This window comes from Trinickia sp. (assembly GCF_051953955.1).
Classification (GTDB): Bacteria; Pseudomonadota; Gammaproteobacteria; order Burkholderiales; family Burkholderiaceae; genus Trinickia.
Map to the genome: position 1 here is coordinate 121,691 of NZ_JBQCIF010000061.1, position 16,070 is coordinate 137,760.

Sequence of the window (16,070 nt, forward strand, 5' to 3'; positions counted from 1 at the left end):
TGGCCGGCACGCCGAGACCCGGGGCGGCGGAGGATGGCGCTGAGGCCCGTTCGGCTGCGAGCCGACGGAGCCTGGCCTTTCGACGGAGAAGTAAGCGAAGAGGGGAAAGAGGGCGAATTCAGCCGCAGGGTGCGGACGACCCCGGCCGCGATTTCACGCTGCCCGCAACCAAATCGAAGCGGAACAGCCGGCATTCGAGCGCCCCGTTGAACAGCGGCGTTTTCGCCGATTCGCGCAAGCGCATTTGCCCTGGCAGTGAGCGGTCGGCTGTTAGGACGAATGCGCGCCAGCCGGTGAAACGCTGCTTGAGCGCATCGCCGAAGGCGCGGAAGAACTCAGCGTCGGCCGCATCGGGCTGAGCACGGCTGAACGCCTCGGCACCGTCGTCGCGGCTCGCGTGGCGCGGCTCGCGCACTTCGCCGCGCGGGCCGCGGCCGCGCACGGCGATCCGTTCGCCATACGGCGGGTTCGCGATGATGATCCCCGGCTGCTCGATCGGCGGCACGATCGCGCGTGCGTCGAGTTGCTTGAGCCACACAGAGGGCACGCCCGCACGTGCCAGGTTCGCGCGGGCCTTCTCGAGCATGTCGCCCGAAATGTCGCTGGCGAAGATCGGCAAATCGGCTTTCTTGGCGCCGGCTGCGCGCTTGGCGTCGAGGGCTGCGACCTTCATCGTTTGCCAGGCCGACACGTCGTATTGCTTGAGCTTTTCGAAGCCGAAGCGCCGCTCGACGCCGGGTGCGATGCCCAGCGAAATCTGGGCGGCTTCGGCGATGAACGTGCCGCTGCCGCACATCGGGTCGTAAATGGGCGTGCCGGGCGTCCATCCCGCCAGGCGCAGAATGCCCGCCGCGAGGTTCTCGCGCAGCGGCGCGGCGCCCTTGTCGAGGCGCCAGCCGCGCTTGAACAGCGGCTCGCCCGACGTATCGAGGTAGAGCGTGCAGACCGTCGCCGTCAGGAACGCGAACACGCGCACGTCCGGCTGGGCCGTATCGACGCTCGGGCGAGCGCCGCTCACGCTGCGCAGCCGATCGCAGACGGCGTCCTTCACGCGCAGCGTGGCGAACTCCAGGCTGCGCAGCGGTGATTTGATCGCGGTGAGGTCGACGCGCAGCGTTTCGTTCGCCGAAAACCAGCGTTCCCATTGCTGCTCGGCGGCCAGGGCGTAGATGTCCTGTTCGCCGCGGTAGGGGCGCTCGGCGATCTTGAGGAGCACGCGGCTCGCGATGCGCGAATGCAGGTTCGCCGCCATGCCCGCTGCCCAGCCGCCGCGGAAATGGACGCCGCCCGGTACTTGGGCGCCCGCCTCGAACGGCGCGGCGGGCGCGGTACTCGGCAGGCGTTGAGCGATCTCGGCGAGCTCGGCGGCGAGCGCGGCTTCGAGCCCGCGCGGGCAAGGGGCAAAAAATTCGAACGGCGTGGGCGAAGACATGGAGGACGACCGAGCGTGCAAAGGCGTCATTGTACGCGGGTGCGAAGGTCAGCCCGTCATGGCGCGCCGGTGCCGCGAGCGCTGTCCGTGCTGCCGGTCGTGCAATCGCCGGCGTCGACGTGCAGCGCGGACGGGCGTGCGGCGGACGCCATCGCCTGCACGACCGACGCGATCGTGTCCGACAACGCGCCGACGGCGCGCCGGTGGCCGTCCACGAGCGCATCGAAGCCCGGCCCGACTGCTTCGGTTTCGACGGTTCGGCACGTCACGACGGTCTGGGCGCGCAGCGCACGCACGCTCCATACCGCATCGAGCACGGCGCGCGAGCCGGGCCATGACTCGAACCGGCGCACGTTCACGGCGATGCGATAGACGGGCACGTTCTCGGGATGCGGCGAGCCGTAGACGTCGAACGTGCCGAGCTTGGACGCGAGGTCGCCCGAGAGCGCGCGGCGCAGTTCATCGGCCGGAGGCGACGCCCAGCGCTCCTGCTCGAGCACGGTCACGCGCGTCGCGCTGTCGCGCACGACGATCTGATTGCGCGCGACTTGCGAAGGCACGTCGAGCGTCGGCACTTCGATGAGGAACGGGGGCGACTTGGCCGCGCCGGCGGCCCCTGCCTGGCCGGAAGGGCTCTCGCCGCCGAGCGTGTAGAAACGGGCGGGCGGCGACGAGGCGCAGCCGGAGAGCACGGCTGCGCCCACTAGCACGGTAAAGGCGGCGAGCAGGCGCGGCACCCGCCCGTGGCGATCGAATCGTTCACGCTTCATGGTTTCGTCCCGTCGTTGTCCTTGGCTTTGCCGCGCAAGAGCGATTCGGGGTGTCGCTCGAGGTAGTCGGCGAGTGCATTGAGCGTTTGCAGCGTCTGCGTGAGCTGGGTAAGCGCCTGATGCATGTCCGATTGCAGCGGCGAGTCCTGCTGCAGCGTCGATTGCGCCGCGCCGAACGTGCGCTGCGCCGCGGCGAGCGTATCGCGCGCCTGCGGCGCGAGCTGCGTGTCCAATTGCTTGAAGAGCCCGTTCGCGCTTTCGAGCGTGCCGTTCAGGTTCTTGCTGATCTTGTCGAACGGAATCTGATCGACCTTGCGCGCGATGTCGGCCACCTGCACCTGCAGCTCCTCGAGCGCGTTCGGCACGGTCGGCAGCTCGAGCGGCGTGCGGTTCTCGTCGAACGAGACCGGCGCGGCCTTCGGGAACATATCGAGCGCCACATACAACTGGTTCGTCAGCAAGTTGCCCGTGCGCAGTTGGCCGCGCAGCCCATGCTTGACGAGCGTGCGCAATAATTGCTTGCCCGCCGATTCGCCGCCTTGCTCGATCGACTCGCGGAATCGCCGGCCGAGGCGGTCGGGGTAGAGGTTCATCGTGACCGGCATCGTGAAGTCGCGCGCCTTCGGGTCGTACTGAATGCCGATCCCGGTGACTTCCCCGAGTTCGATGCCGCGGAAATCGACGGTCGCGCCGACGGACAGCCCGCGCAGTGACTGATTGAAGTTCATGACGACGGTGATCGGCGGGCCGTCGGGCGCGCGCATCGCGTCGCTCTCATTCGCCGCCAGGTTGAAGACCGTGTCGTCGGGCGCCTCGGCGCCGACTGCTTCGCCGGGCGGGGACTGGAACGCGAGCCCGCCGACGATGACGGTCGCGAGCGACTGCGTGTTCAGCTTCAGCCCGCCCGAGTCGATGCGCAGATCGACGCCGCTCGCATGCCACCAGCGCGAGTTCAGGCCGACGTACTGATCGTAGGGGGCATCGATGAAGACGTCGATCGACACGCCGGTGCCGTCGCGATCGAGCGAAAAGCCGACCACTTGCCCCACTTGCACGCGCCGGTAGTAGATCGGCGAGCCGATGTCGATCGAGCCGAGCGAGGTGCCGTGCAGCGAGAAGCGCCGCCCCTTCTGATCCCCGGTGACGGCCGGCGGCTTCTCGAGTCCGACGAAGTCCGTTTGCGATTCATGCGAGCGGCCGGCATCGACGCCGATGTACGAACCCGAGAGCAGCGTGCCGAGCCCGGTCACGCCCGTCGTGCCGATGCGAGGGCGCACGATCCAAAAGCGCGTGTCGTCGACGGCGAAGTCGCGGGCTTCCTTCGTGAGTTGGACCGATACGATGACGCGCGAGTGATCGCGCGAGAGCCGGATCGTCTTCACCGCGCCGATGTCGACGTCCTTGTACTTGACCTTCGTTTTGCCGGGCTCGAGCCCCTCGGCCGTCGAGAAGCTGATCGTGATGAGCGGCCCGCGATCGATGACCGACTTGGCGACGAGCGCGATGCCGACGAGTGCGGCGATGAGCGGCACGAGCCAGACGAGCGAAGGCAGCCAGCCCGCGCGGCGCACTTGCTCGAGCTCGGGCAGGTCGGGCGGCAGTTCCGGGTCCGGCGGCGGGCCGCCGTTCGAGGAGGGAGGCTGTCCTTGCGGGCTAGTCATGGTGTCGTCCGGAGTTTGGCGCGCGTGGGGCACGGGCGTCCGCGCAGTCCCAAATCAGGCGCGGATCGAATTGAAGGGCCGCGAGCATCGTCAGCACGACGACGCAGGCGAACGCGAGCGCGCCCCAGCCGGCCGTGATGACGGCCAGGGACTTGAAGCGCACGAGCGCGACGGTCAAGGTGATCACGAAGACGTCGAGCATCGACCATCGGCCGATGCGCTCGACGATGCGGTAGAGCTTGGTGCGCTCGAGCGGCCGCCAGTCGGAGCGCCGCTGCGTCGTCCAGGCGAGTAGCGCGAGGACGCTCAGTTTGAGCATCGGCACGAGGATGCTGGCGACGAAGACGATCACGGCTAGCGGCCAGTCGCCGGATACCCAGAAATAGACGACGCCGCTCATGATGGTGTCGTCCTCGTTGCCGAACAAGGAGGTGGTGTGCAGTACGGGCAGCAGATTGGCCGGGATGTAGAGAATGGCGGCCGCGATCAGGAGCGCCCACGTCCGCGAGATGCTGTCAGGGGTGCGCAGATGGAGCGTTGCGCCGCAGCGTTCGCAGTGCCGTGGCCGCGCGGGGGCGGCACTGCGATGAGGCGACGTGGACGCGGCGCGTGCCTGCACGTGTCCGCAGGCGTGACAACCGATCAGGCCCGCGCGGGCGGCGCTGAGGTATTTCATCGAATATGCGCGCTACCGCCCGAGGCTGGCGGAGCCGGTTGCCGGGCGCGCTTGCCGCGCGTGCGTCGTGCCCTGATCGCGTCGGCGATGTCCCACAGCGCGCGTGGGTCGAACAGGACGACGACGGCCAGCATCAGCGTCAAGGCGCCGAACGCGAACAGGGCGGCTTCGGGAACCACGCGCGCGAGGCTCGTCATTTTGACGATCGTAACGAGGATGCCTAGCATGAGGACTTCGATCATGCCCCAAGGCCGCACGAATTGGATCGCGCGCAGCACGAGGTTGAAGCCTGGCGGCACGGTGCCGGCACGGATCGGCACGAGCACGTAGAGCAGGGCGAGCAGCTCGATCAGCGGAAACAGGAACGTCGAGCAAAAGACGGCGATGGCGACGAGTTGCATCCCTTCGTTCCACAGCGCGACGAGTGCGCCGATCAGCGTCGTTTGCGACGTCACGCCGTTGATCTCGAGCTCGACGATCGGAAACGCTTGTGCGATGAGAAACGTGAAGAGCGCGCCGAGCGTGAGCGCGGTGATCCGCTCGAGTTGCACCGCGCTCGTGCGATGGAGCATCGCACCGCAGCGCGGGCACCGTGCGCTGCCCTTCACGGAATGACGCGGTTTTCGCAACAGTGCGTCGCAGTCATGACATGCAATAAGGTCGTTTCCGTTCATAGGCGTTGCGTGTCGACTCCGTTGAGCAGGGCGGACGAGCCGGTGCGAAAATGACGGCCGATGCCTCGCAAACCCGCGCCCATCTTACCAAAAGGACGCTCCGCGCTCATCGATCGACGCAACCGGACGTACGCCCGAAGCGCCGTGCGGCGACTGGGTACGGCAACTTTCGCGCCACGCCGCCGGGCCGCACCAGTGGTGGGCGGCGTCGAATCGGGGGCCACATGGAAAAGCGGCTTGGGTTAGCATTGCGTCGATCCATTTTTGCAGCACGGCCATGACAAAGCGCAATTCGTTTTCCGTTTCCGACGAGGCTTACACATCCACGGCGATCGGCCTGCATTGGCTGATTGCCGCATTGATGGTGTGCGGCTTTTCGCTCGGTTGGGTGATGACGAGCATCCCGGGGTTCACGCCGGCCAAGCTGCGCTATGTGTCCTGGCACAAGTGGATCGGCGTGACGGTGTTCGCGCTCGCGACGCTGCGCATTCTTTGGCGCGCGACGCATCGCGCACCGCCGTTGCCGGCGGGCATGCCCGCTTGGCAGCGTGCCGGCGCGCATCTCGTGCATGCGCTTTTGTACGTGGCGATGATTGCGATCCCCATCACCGGATACCTATTCAGCTCGGCATCGAACGTCCCCGTCGTCTACCTGGGCATCGTGCCGCTGCCGCGGCTGATCGCGCCGGACCCGACGCTCAAGGTCGTCTTCAAGACGGCCCACCTCGTCCTCAATTGGGGCTTGGCCGCGCTCGTGCTGGCCCACGTCGGCGCCGTGCTCAAGCATCAGTGGATCGACCGCGACGGCGTGCTCGCCCGCATGATCCCGTGGCTGAAGCGGAAACGAAAAAAGCCCGGTTTGCGGCAATTGGAAGAGAAGTGAAAGATGAAAGACGTCAACCAGGAAGGATCGAAATGAAAGCATCGTTTTATCGTTACATGCTCGCCGCGTTCACGGCGGCCTCGATGGCAGCGTCGGGCATCGCCTTCGCGCAAGTCGATGCGGCGAAGAGCATGGTGACCGCCACCTCCAAGCAAATGAACGTGCCGGTCGAGGGCAAGTTCAAGAAATTCGACGCCAAAGTGAGCTTCGATCCGGCCAAGCCGTCCGCCGGCAGCGCGCAATTGACCGTCGACGTCGGTAGCTACGACCTCGGCGACGACAGCTACAACGAGCAGGTACGCGGCAAGGAATGGTTCGACACCAAGACCTATCCGAAAGCCACTTTCATTTCGTCGGCGATCGCGCCGGCGGGTGCCGGCAAGTACACCGTGACGGGCACGCTGACCATCAAGGGCAAGGCGCAGACCGTCTCGTTCCCGATGACGGTGGGCCAGCAAGGCGCGGAACAGACGTTCGACGGTAGCTTGCCGATCAGCCGCCTGAAATTCGACATCGGTACCGGCGAGTGGAAGGACACGTCGACGGTCGCCGATGAAGTCACGATCAAATTCCACATCGTCGTTCCGAAGAAATCGTAATCTTCGAAGATACAAGGAGAATCCATTGAAGACGCGCACTCTCATTGCCGCCGCCGTCGCGGCCGCATCGATCGTTTCGCTCACGCCGGCGTTCGCGGCCGACACGTATCAACTCGATCCGAACCATACGTATCCGAGCTTCGCTGCCGATCACTTCGGCGGCCTCTCGGTATGGCGGGGCAAGTTCACGAAGACGACGGGCACCGTGACGCTCGACCGTCAGAACAAGACCGGCACGGTCGACGTGACGATCGATCCGGCTTCGATCGATACGGGCAATGCCACACTCAACGACCATCTGAAAGACGACAAATTCTTCGACGTGTCGAAATATCCGACGGCCACCTACAAAGGCACGCAGATCAAATTCGACGGCGATAAGCCCGTCGAGGTGATCGGCACGTTGACGCTGCATGGCGTGACCAAGCCCGTCGATCTGAAGATCAAATCGTTCAAGTGCATGCCCCACCCGATGCTGAAGCGCGAAGTGTGCGGCGTCGAGGCGGATGCCGATTTCCCGCGCGACGAATTCGGTCTCGACTTCGGCAAGACGTACGGCTTCAACATGGACACGAAGCTCGAAATTCAGGCCGAAGGCATCAAGCAGTAAGCGTTCCCCGCCGGCTGCTCCGTGCAGCCTCGTAGAAACCGCCCGCGCGCCGATGCGGCGGACGGCAAACAAAAACGGCGCGCAGCGGGCTCACCCGCATGCGCGCCGTCGTTCGGACGGTTGAATCGTTCCTAGTCGCCGCTAACTGCGCCTAACCGTTCGGAGCCTCTCTCGAGCAACGAACCGGTCAAACTTGTGCGCCTGCGTTCGGATCGCTCGGATCGTGTTTCGCCTTCTTGTCCTTGAGCAGATCTTCTCGCTTCACGCCGAGCCACATCGCCAACGCAGCCGCGACGAACACCGACGAGTAGATACCGAAGCAGATGCCGATCGTCAGTGCGAGGGCGAAGTAGTGCAGCGTCGGCCCGCCGAAGATGAACATCGAGAGCACCATCATCTGCGTACAGCCGTGCGTGATGATCGTGCGCGACATCGTGCTAGTGATCGCGTGGTTGATGACTTCCATCACCGTCATCTTGCGCTCGCGGCGGAACGTCTCGCGAATCCGGTCGAAGATGACCACCGATTCGTTCACCGAGTAGCCGAGGACGGCCAGCACGGCGGCGAGCACCGACAGCGAGAACTCCCACTGGAAGAACGCGAAGAAGCCGAGAATGATCACGACGTCGTGCAAGTTCGCGATGATGCCGGCGACGGCGTATTTCCACTCGAAGCGGAACGACAGATAGATGACGATGCCCGCGACGACGCACGCGAGCGCCAGCAGGCCGTTCGTGGCCAGCTCCTTGCCCACCTGCGGCCCGACGAACTCGACGCGCTGCAGTTGCGCGCCGGCGTCCTGCTGCTTCAGGCCCGCCATCACCTGCTCGCTCTGCTGCGACGACGAAAGCCCTTGCTTCAGCGGCAGCCGGATCATGACGTCGCGCGAGGTGCCGAACGTCTGCACCTGAGCGTCGCCGTAGCCTAGCTTGTCGAGCGTCGTGCGCACCGGGTCGAGCTGGACGGCCTGCGGATACTGCACTTCGATGACGGTGCCGCCCGTGAATTCCACCGACAGGTGCAGCCCGCGGTGGATTAGGAAGAACACCGCCGCGAAGAACGTCAAGAACGAGATCGCGTTGAAGATCAACGCGCGCTGCATGAACGGAATGTCCTTGCGGATGCGGAAAAATTCCATGGATTGGTCTCCGGGTTCTCGCGAACCGATTAGCGGGGGCGCCTAGCGCGAGCCTGGTTTGCGCGCCGCGGCGCCTTCGCGCGCGCGGTTGCGTAGAACCGGCTTTGCGCCGCCGTGTCCGCCCTTGCCCTTCGGCGGCGCGCTGATGGCCTTGGCCGCGCGCATCGTGTCCGTGCTTTCGTCGGCATCGCTCGCGACTTGCTGATACGCGACGCCTTCGGCCGCTTGCGGGCGCCAGACTTGGCCGATCGCGAGCGTCTTGAGCTTCTTCTTGCCGCCGTACCACGCGTTGACGATGCCGCGTGAGAAGAACACGGCCGAGAACATCGAGGTCAAGATGCCGATACAGTGAACGATCGCGAAGCCGCGCACGGGGCCCGAACCAAAGGCGAGCAGTGCCAGGCCGGCGATCAGGGTCGTCACGTTCGAGTCGAGAATCGTCGCCCAGGCATGCGCATACCCGTTCTGGATCGCGAGCTGAGGCGGCGCGCCGTGGCGCAGTTCCTCTCGCACGCGCTCGTTGATCAGCACGTTCGAGTCGATCGCCATGCCGAGCGCCAGCGCGATGGCGGCGATGCCGGGCAGCGTCAGCGTGGCCTGCAGCATCGACAGCACGGCAATGAGCAGCAGCAGGTTGACGGAGAGCCCGATGACCGAGACGAGGCCGAACAGTAGGTAGTAGGCGATCATGAACACGGTGATCGCGGCAAAGCCGTAGATGACCGAATCGAAGCCCTTCTTGATGTTGTCGGCACCCAGGCTCGGGCCGATCGTGCGCTCTTCGATGATTTCCATCGGCGCGGCCAGCGAGCCCGCGCGCAGCAGCAGCGCGAGATCGGAAGCCGCTTGCGGCGTCGGCTGGCCCGTGATCTGGAAGCGATCGCCGAGCTCGGACTGGATCGTCGCGACCGTCAGCACCTGCCCCTTGCCCTTCTCGAACAGCACCATCGCCATCGGCTTGCCGATGTTGTCGCGCGAGACGCTGGCCACGGCGCGGCCGGCCGACGAGTTCAAGCGAATGTTGACGGACGGGCGCTGGTGCTCGTCGAAGCCGGCCGAGGCATCGATGATGCTGTCGCCCGTGAAGATCACCTGCTTGCGCAGCAGCACCGGCGTCTGGTTGCCTTCGGTGAAGAGCTCGTCGCCGGGCGGCACGGGTTCGCCGGGCGCCGGATGCGTGTTGACCGGGTCGGCCAGGCGCGCTTCCAGCGTGGCCGTGCGGCCGATGATTTCCTTCGCCTTGGCCGTATCCTGCACGCCCGGGAGCTCGACGACGATGCGATCGGCGCCTTGCTGCTGGATCACGGGCTCGCTCACGCCGAGTTCGTTCACGCGGTTGTGCAGCGTTTGGATGTTCTGCTTGACGGCGGCTTCCTCGACCGCGCTCAGCTGCGCGGGTGCGAACGTGCCTACCACCTGCACGCCGCCCGTGGGCGCGGCCCGCGTGGCCCATTGCAGTTCGGTGACGCTGCGCGAGAGCTGCGTGCGCGCTTTGTCGGCCGTCGCTTGATCGGCGAAATCGATGACGACCGATTGGCCGACGCGGTTGACGCCGCCTTCGCGGATTTCGTTGTCGCGCAAGAACGTGCGCGCATCGGAAGCATCGGAATCGAGGCGCTTGCTCAGCGCGCCCGCCATGTCGATCTGCATCAGGAAGTGGACGCCGCCGCGCAAGTCGAGGCCGAGATACATCGGCAACGCGTGCAGGGCGGTGAGCCAGCGCGGCGACGCGCTTTCGAGATTGAGCGCGACGACGTATTGGGGATCGTTCGGATCGGGATTCAGCGCCTTTTGCAGCAGGTCCTTGACGTGCAGCTGCGTATCGGTGTCCTTCACGCGGACACGGATGTTGGCGTTGGTCGTGGCGTTGTCGAACGTCACGTCGTCGGGCTTGATCTGGTTCGCGGCGAGCGTGGACTCGACTTGCGAGAGCGTCGACTCGTCGAGCTTGACCGTGGCCTTGCCGCTCAGCACCTGCACGGCCGGCGCTTCGCCGTAGAAGTTGGGCAATGTGTACAGAAGGCCGATGGCGAGCGCCACGGCCATCACGACATATTTCCAAAGGGGGTAGCGATTCATGGGGGAGCCGAACGGGTGGGTTGGCGTGGGGGCGGTGCCGTGCGCTTGCCTGCCGGGCGGCCGGTGTGGCGCCGCGCGTCAGGCGCGCCGCCACGAGCCGGGTGCGGCCGGGCGGGCCGCGTCAGAGCGATTTGATCGTGCCTTTCGGGAGGATCGTCGTGACCGAGCCCTTCTGCACGGTGATTTCCGTGCCCTCGGCGATTTCGATGCCGACATACGCTTCGCCGACCTTCGTGATCTTGCCGACCATGCCGCCGTTCGTCACGACTTCATCGCCCTTGGCCATCGCGGAGAGCATGTTGCGATGCTCCTTCTGACGCTTCATTTGCGGACGAATCATGATGAAATACAGCACCGCGAACATGAGGATGAGCGGCAAGAAGCTCATCAGATTCGACTCGGCGCCGCCGCCGGCTGCGCCTTGTGCGAATGCGTTGGAAATCAGCGACACGTTGGTTTCTCCGTAAATGACGATCGTAAAGACCGTGAAGATCGCAGGCGATCGAAAAATAGCCGTGTATTTTACCACCGGCGCATCGCGCGCCGGCTGGGTGGTTTCCTCACCTGCCGGTTGCCGCGCGCCGCGACCCGCGCCGGTGGTGCCGAGCAGGCGGCGGAGCAGCGTGCGCTAATCGACGCCGCGCGCTCGCTCGTCTCGAAAACGCAGACGAAATGCCTCGAACGTGCCCGTTTCGATGGCTTCGCGGATCTCGCTCATCAGCTCCAGGTAGTAATGCAGGTTGTGGATCGTGTTGAGCTGGGCGCCGAGAATTTCGCCCACGCGGTGCAAGTGATGCAGATAGCCGCGCGTGAAATGGCGGCAGGTATAGCAGCCGCACGATTCGTCGAGCGGGCGCAGAGAGTTCTTGTGCGTCGCGTTGCGGATCTTGACGTCGCCGAAGCGCGTGAAGAGCCAGCCGTTGCGCGCATTGCGCGTCGGCATGACGCAGTCGAACATGTCGATGCCCGCGGCCACGCCGGCCACGAGGTCCTCGGGCGTGCCGACGCCCATCAGGTAGTGCGGCTTGTCGGGCGGCAGCTTGGGCCCGACGTGCTCGAGCACGCGCATCATCTCTTCCTTCGGCTCGCCGACGGACAGCCCGCCCACGGCCAAACCGTGAAACCCGAGGTCGGCGAGGGCCGCCAGCGATTCGTCGCGCAGATCCTCGAACATCCCGCCTTGGACGATGCCGAACAGCGCGTTCGGATTGCCGAGCCGGTCGAATTCGGCGATCGAGCGCTTGGCCCAGCGCAGCGACATGCGCATCGAGGCGGCGGCGTCCTCGTGCGACGTGGGCACGCCGTCGGTCGCGTAGGGCGTGCACTCGTCGAATTGCATGACGATGTCGGAGTTCAGCACCTTCTGAATCTGCATCGAGACTTCGGGCGAGAGGAAGAGCTTGTCGCCGTTCACGGGTGAAGCGAACGTGACGCCGTCCTCGGTGATCTTGCGCAGATCGCCGAGCGAAAAGACTTGGAAGCCGCCCGAGTCGGTCAGGATCGGCCGCCGCCAGCCCATGAAGCCGTGCAGGCCCCCGTGCGCGGCGACGGTCTCGAGCCCCGGGCGCAGCCATAGGTGAAACGTATTGCCGAGGATGATCTGCGCGCGAATCTCCTCGAGCTCGCGCGGCTGGATCGCCTTGACCGTGCCGTAGGTGCCGACCGGCATGAAGATCGGCGTTTCGACGACGCCGTGATTGAGCGTCAGGCGGCCGCGCCGGGCGCGGCCGTCGGTCTTGAGCAGCTCGAATTTGAGGCCGCGTCCACCCGGCACGGGTGCAAGCGGTTGGTCGGGAGTATGACCTTCGGTCATCGATAGGCTCCTAGTGCCACCGGAGAAAGCTCTGCATGAGACCACAGTAAGCGGGAAAGCGCCAACTGCGGGCGTGGATCGCAAGCAACGCCGGCGCAGGGGAAGAAACGGCGCCCGGATCGGCCGGGCCGTGTAATCGAGATTCGGGCGCGCTGGACCGAGACCGCGTTGCCGCGCCCGAACACCGCCCTAGCGCTCGCTTCTAGTCAGCAACATGGCGTCACCGTAGCTGAAGAAGCGGTAGCGCGCGTCGATCGCATGCCGATAAGCCTCGCGGATCGTCTCCACGCCGGCGAACGCGCTGACGAGCATGAGCAGCGTCGACTTCGGCAGATGGAAATTGGTCACGAGCCGATCGACGACGCGAAAACGGTAGCCCGGCGTGATGAAGATATCGGTTTCGGCGGACGTGGCGGCGAGCGGCCGTCCCGCGGCCTCGGCATCGCGCGCGGCCGCTTCGAGCGCGCGCATCGATGTCGTGCCGACCGCGACGACACGGCCGCCCCGCGCGCGCGCGGCGGCGATTTGGCCGACGAGCGCTTGCGGCAGCTGATACCACTCGCTATGCATCTTGTGCTCGGCGATGTTCTCGACGCGCACGGGCTGGAACGTGCCCGCGCCGACGTGCAACGTGAGGGTGGCGCGTTCGATGCCGCGCGCCTCGAGCCGTGCGAGCAGCGCTTCATCGAAATGCAAGCCGGCCGTCGGCGCCGCCACCGCACCTGGATTTTGCGCGAAGACCGTCTGATAGCGCGTTTCGTCGCTCGCATCGGGGTCGTGCTCGATATAAGGCGGGAGCGGCAGGCGGCCGTAGCGCTCGATCAGCGCGAGGCAGTCGTCGGGAAAGTGCAGCGTGTAGAACGGCTCGACGCGCTCGCCGACCGTGACGTCGAATGCATCGGCCAGCCGCAATGCCGTGCCCGGCGCGGGGCTCTTGCTCGCCCGTATCTGCGCGAGGGCGGTGCGCTCGCCGGTCAGCCGCTCGATCAGCACCTCGATCCTGCCGCCGCTGGCCTTTTGGCCGAAGAAGCGGGCCTTGAGCACTTTGGTATCGTTGAAGACGAGCAGATCGCCCGGTGCCAGGCACTCGGGGAGCTCGGCGAAGCGCCGGTCGACGAGGCGTGCGGGCGCGGCCGCGGTGTCTACGTCCAGCAGGCGGCTGGCACTACGCTCGGGCAGCGCCGTTTGCGCGATCAGCTCGGGCGGTAGATTGAAATCGAAATCGGAAAGCGTGAACATGCTGCGTTGATCGACGGCGGGCGCGGCGAGACGGCTCGCGAGCCGTTATGATCGCGAAGCGCGATGCTCGTGCGGCCGCGCTGCCGTTCGTTCTGAATAAACCGCTATTGTACTTGCCAGCAGACTCATGCCGTTGTCCCGATTGCGTCCGACCGATTCCGCCGACGAGGCGACGCCGCCCGCGCCTGCCGCGAAGCGGCGCCGTGCCGCGCCTGAGGCGCTCGCGCAAAGCTCGGCCGGCACGCCAGCGGCGGGCGGCGCACCGGCCGAGCCGCTCGGCGGCGCCGTGGACGAGCGCGCCAAGCCCGCGGCCAAGGCGGCCCGGAAACCGGCGGCCAAACCGGCGAGCAAACCCGCGGCCAAGCCCGCGAAGACGGCCGACAAGCTCGCCAAGCTCGGCCTCGCGCGCGACATCGATCTCGTCTTGCATCTGCCGATGCGCTACGAGGACGAGACGACGCTCACCCCCATCGGCGAGTTGCTGCCCGGCGAGACGGCGCAGACGGAAGGGGTGGTCGTCGACAACGAGATCGCCTACCGGCCGCGGCGGCAGCTCGTCGTCAAGCTGCGCGACGCCGAAGGCAGCGAGCTCTCGCTGCGATTCCTGAACTTCTACGGCTCGCAGGTCAAGCAGATGGCGCCCGGCGTGCGGCTGCGCGTGCGCGGCGACGTCCGCGGCGGCTTCTTCGGGCTCGAGATGGTGCACCCGACGGTGCGCCCCGTCGACGAAGACACCCCGTTGCCGCAGGCGCTCACGCCCGTCTACCCGAGCACGGCCGGGGTCTCGCAGGCGTATTTGCGCAAGGCGATCGACAACGCCCTCGCGCGTACGCCGCTGCCGGAGATCCTGCCCGAGCGCGTGGCCGATCAGTATTGCAGGCCCCTTTCGCTGCCGCCGCTCGCCCAGGCCGTGCGCGTGCTTCACCACCCCGATGCCGGCGCCGACGAAACGTCGCTGATCGACGGCACGCATCCCGCCTGGACGCGCATCAAATTCGACGAACTGCTCGCGCAGCAGCTTTCGCTCAAGCGCGCACACGAGGAAAGGCGCGCCCGCTTGGCGCCCAGCATGCCACGCCATGGCGGTGCCGACACGCTCTTGACCAAGCTTTCGGCCGCGTTGCCGTTTCGGCTCACGGGCGCGCAAACGCGCGTCGTCGCCGAGATTGCCGCCGATTTGAGCGCGCCGCATCCGATGCAGCGGCTCTTGCAAGGCGACGTCGGCAGCGGCAAAACGGTCGTTGCCGCGCTCGCGGCCGCTCAGGCGATCGATTGCGGCTACCAGGCGGCGCTCATGGCTCCGACCGAAATATTGGCGGAGCAGCACGCGCGCAAGCTGCGCGGCTGGCTCGAGCCGCTCGGCGTCACCGTGGCCTGGCTCGCGGGCAGCCTGAAGGCGAAGGAAAAACGCGCGGCCGTCGAGGCGGCGGCCTCGGGCGCGGCGCAGCTCGTCATCGGCACGCACGCGATCATCCAGGACACGGTGCGGTTCGCGCGGCTCGGGCTCGTCATCGTCGACGAGCAGCACCGATTCGGCGTCGCGCAGCGGCTCGCGCTGCGTGCCAAGGCCGACCGCACCGAGGCGGGCGGGGCGGCGTTTCAGCCGCACCAGCTGATGATGTCGGCCACGCCGATCCCGCGCACGCTCGCCATGACGTACTACGCCGATCTGGACGTCTCGACGATCGACGAGCTGCCCCCGGGGCGCACGCCGATCGTCACGAAACTGATCTCCGACGCGCGGCGCGACGAAGTGATCGCCCGCGTGCGCGATGCCGCGTTGAAGGGACGGCAGGTCTATTGGGTCTGTCCGCTCATCGAAGAAAGCGAGACGCTGCAATTGCAGACGGCGATCGAAACCTACGAAACGCTCGTGCAAGCGTTGCCCGAGTTGCGCGTCGGCCTCGTGCACGGGCGGTTGCCGACGGCCGAAAAAGCCGCAGTCATGGATGCCTTCTCGCGCAACGAGGTTCAACTGCTCGTCGCTACGACCGTCATCGAGGTCGGCGTGGACGTGCCGAACGCCTCGCTGATGGTGATCGAGCATGCCGAGCGCTTCGGCCTCGCACAGCTGCACCAGCTGCGCGGCCGGGTGGGGCGCGGCAGCGCGGCTTCCATCTGCGTGCTGCTCTACGGCAACCCGCTCTCGCTGACGGCGCGCGAACGCTTGAGGACGATGCGCGAGACGACCGACGGCTTCGAGATCGCCCGGCGCGATCTGGAAATCCGCGGCCCCGGCGAGTTCCTCGGCGCGCGTCAGTCGGGTGCGGCGATGCTGCGCTTCGCGAGCCTCGAGAACGACGCCTGGCTCATCGAGCCGGCGCGCGAAGCCGCGGCACGGCTCATCGCCGAGCATCCCGACGTGGTCCTGCAACATCTGGCGCGCTGGCTCGGCGGGCGCGAGCAATTCTTGAAGGCTTGAAGGCTTGAAGGCGTAAAAACGGGGCCATGGCCGACGGCGCCGTCCGGCCGAGAGGGTCCTGCCCTGTTGGCGAA

General features: G+C 66.4%; 14 protein-coding genes. 4 read left to right on the forward strand and 10 right to left on the reverse strand.

Going from position 1 to position 16,070, the window contains the following annotated elements:
• Nucleotides 1-118 precede the first annotated feature (118 nt).
• The 5 genes from ACTHNZ_RS12045 to ACTHNZ_RS12065 are packed head-to-tail and all read right to left on the reverse strand — an operon-like array spanning nt 119 to nt 5,213.
• On the reverse strand, nt 119-1,432 hold the full coding sequence (locus tag ACTHNZ_RS12045) for a THUMP domain-containing class I SAM-dependent RNA methyltransferase (RefSeq protein WP_440542713.1): 1,314 nt from the start codon (nt 1,430-1,432) through the stop codon (nt 119-121).
• Between the two features lie 56 nt (nt 1,433-1,488).
• Nucleotides 1,489-2,202 (reverse strand): PqiC family protein, encoded by a 714-nt coding sequence (locus tag ACTHNZ_RS12050; protein ID WP_440542714.1) that lies wholly within the window; start codon nt 2,200-2,202, stop codon nt 1,489-1,491.
• The gene (locus ACTHNZ_RS12055) at nt 2,199-3,863 is read right to left on the reverse strand and encodes a PqiB family protein (protein ID WP_440542715.1); all 1,665 of its coding nucleotides are present in this window, start codon (nt 3,861-3,863) and stop codon (nt 2,199-2,201) included. Before ACTHNZ_RS12055 ends, ACTHNZ_RS12050 begins: the two co-directional genes overlap by 4 nt.
• Nucleotides 3,856-4,539 (reverse strand): paraquat-inducible protein A, encoded by a 684-nt coding sequence (locus tag ACTHNZ_RS12060; RefSeq protein WP_440542716.1) that lies wholly within the window; start codon nt 4,537-4,539, stop codon nt 3,856-3,858. Before ACTHNZ_RS12060 ends, ACTHNZ_RS12055 begins: the two co-directional genes overlap by 8 nt.
• Entirely contained in the window at nt 4,536-5,213 is a 678-nt protein-coding gene (locus tag ACTHNZ_RS12065) for a paraquat-inducible protein A (RefSeq protein ID WP_440542717.1), read from the reverse strand. The genes ACTHNZ_RS12060 and ACTHNZ_RS12065 overlap by 4 nt, the downstream gene beginning before the upstream one ends.
• 277 nt (nt 5,214-5,490) lie before the next feature.
• Between ACTHNZ_RS12065 and ACTHNZ_RS12070 the strand changes: the two genes are divergently transcribed.
• From ACTHNZ_RS12070 to ACTHNZ_RS12080, 3 genes are read left to right on the forward strand one after another with little or no spacing between them, the layout of a single operon-like run.
• Nucleotides 5,491-6,096 carry a cytochrome b gene (locus ACTHNZ_RS12070; RefSeq protein WP_440542718.1) on the forward strand — a complete coding sequence of 202 codons (606 nt, stop codon included), beginning with the start codon at nt 5,491-5,493 and terminating at the stop codon, nt 6,094-6,096.
• A 32-nt stretch (nt 6,097-6,128) separates the two neighbouring features.
• Complete coding sequence (locus tag ACTHNZ_RS12075; RefSeq protein WP_440542719.1) at nt 6,129-6,695, forward strand: YceI family protein; 567 nt, start codon at nt 6,129-6,131, stop codon at nt 6,693-6,695.
• Between the two features lie 25 nt (nt 6,696-6,720).
• Nucleotides 6,721-7,305 (forward strand): YceI family protein, encoded by a 585-nt coding sequence (locus ACTHNZ_RS12080; RefSeq protein ID WP_440542720.1) that lies wholly within the window; start codon nt 6,721-6,723, stop codon nt 7,303-7,305.
• Nucleotides 7,306-7,492: 187 nt separating this feature from the next.
• Here ACTHNZ_RS12080 and secF read toward each other — a convergent pair whose 3' ends face one another.
• From secF to queA, 5 genes are all read right to left on the reverse strand, one after another.
• On the reverse strand, nt 7,493-8,443 hold the full coding sequence (gene secF / locus ACTHNZ_RS12085) for a protein translocase subunit SecF (RefSeq protein ID WP_440542721.1): 951 nt from the start codon (nt 8,441-8,443) through the stop codon (nt 7,493-7,495).
• A gap of 42 nt (nt 8,444-8,485) precedes the next feature.
• Complete coding sequence (secD, locus tag ACTHNZ_RS12090; protein ID WP_440542722.1) at nt 8,486-10,522, reverse strand: protein translocase subunit SecD; 2,037 nt, start codon at nt 10,520-10,522, stop codon at nt 8,486-8,488.
• 121 nt (nt 10,523-10,643) lie between these two features.
• Nucleotides 10,644-10,973 carry a preprotein translocase subunit YajC gene (gene yajC, locus ACTHNZ_RS12095; protein WP_440542723.1) on the reverse strand — a complete coding sequence of 110 codons (330 nt, stop codon included), beginning with the start codon at nt 10,971-10,973 and terminating at the stop codon, nt 10,644-10,646.
• A gap of 177 nt (nt 10,974-11,150) precedes the next feature.
• Entirely contained in the window at nt 11,151-12,335 is a 1,185-nt protein-coding gene (tgt, locus tag ACTHNZ_RS12100) for a tRNA guanosine(34) transglycosylase Tgt (RefSeq protein WP_440542724.1), read from the reverse strand.
• Between the two features lie 189 nt (nt 12,336-12,524).
• On the reverse strand, nt 12,525-13,574 hold the full coding sequence (gene queA / locus ACTHNZ_RS12105; protein WP_440542725.1) for a tRNA preQ1(34) S-adenosylmethionine ribosyltransferase-isomerase QueA: 1,050 nt from the start codon (nt 13,572-13,574) through the stop codon (nt 12,525-12,527).
• Nucleotides 13,575-13,701: 127 nt separating this feature from the next.
• Here queA and recG point away from each other — a divergent pair, with 127 nt between their 5' ends.
• Nucleotides 13,702-15,996 carry an ATP-dependent DNA helicase RecG gene (gene recG / locus ACTHNZ_RS12110; protein WP_440542726.1) on the forward strand — a complete coding sequence of 765 codons (2,295 nt, stop codon included), beginning with the start codon at nt 13,702-13,704 and terminating at the stop codon, nt 15,994-15,996.
• Nucleotides 15,997-16,070 lie beyond the last annotated feature (74 nt).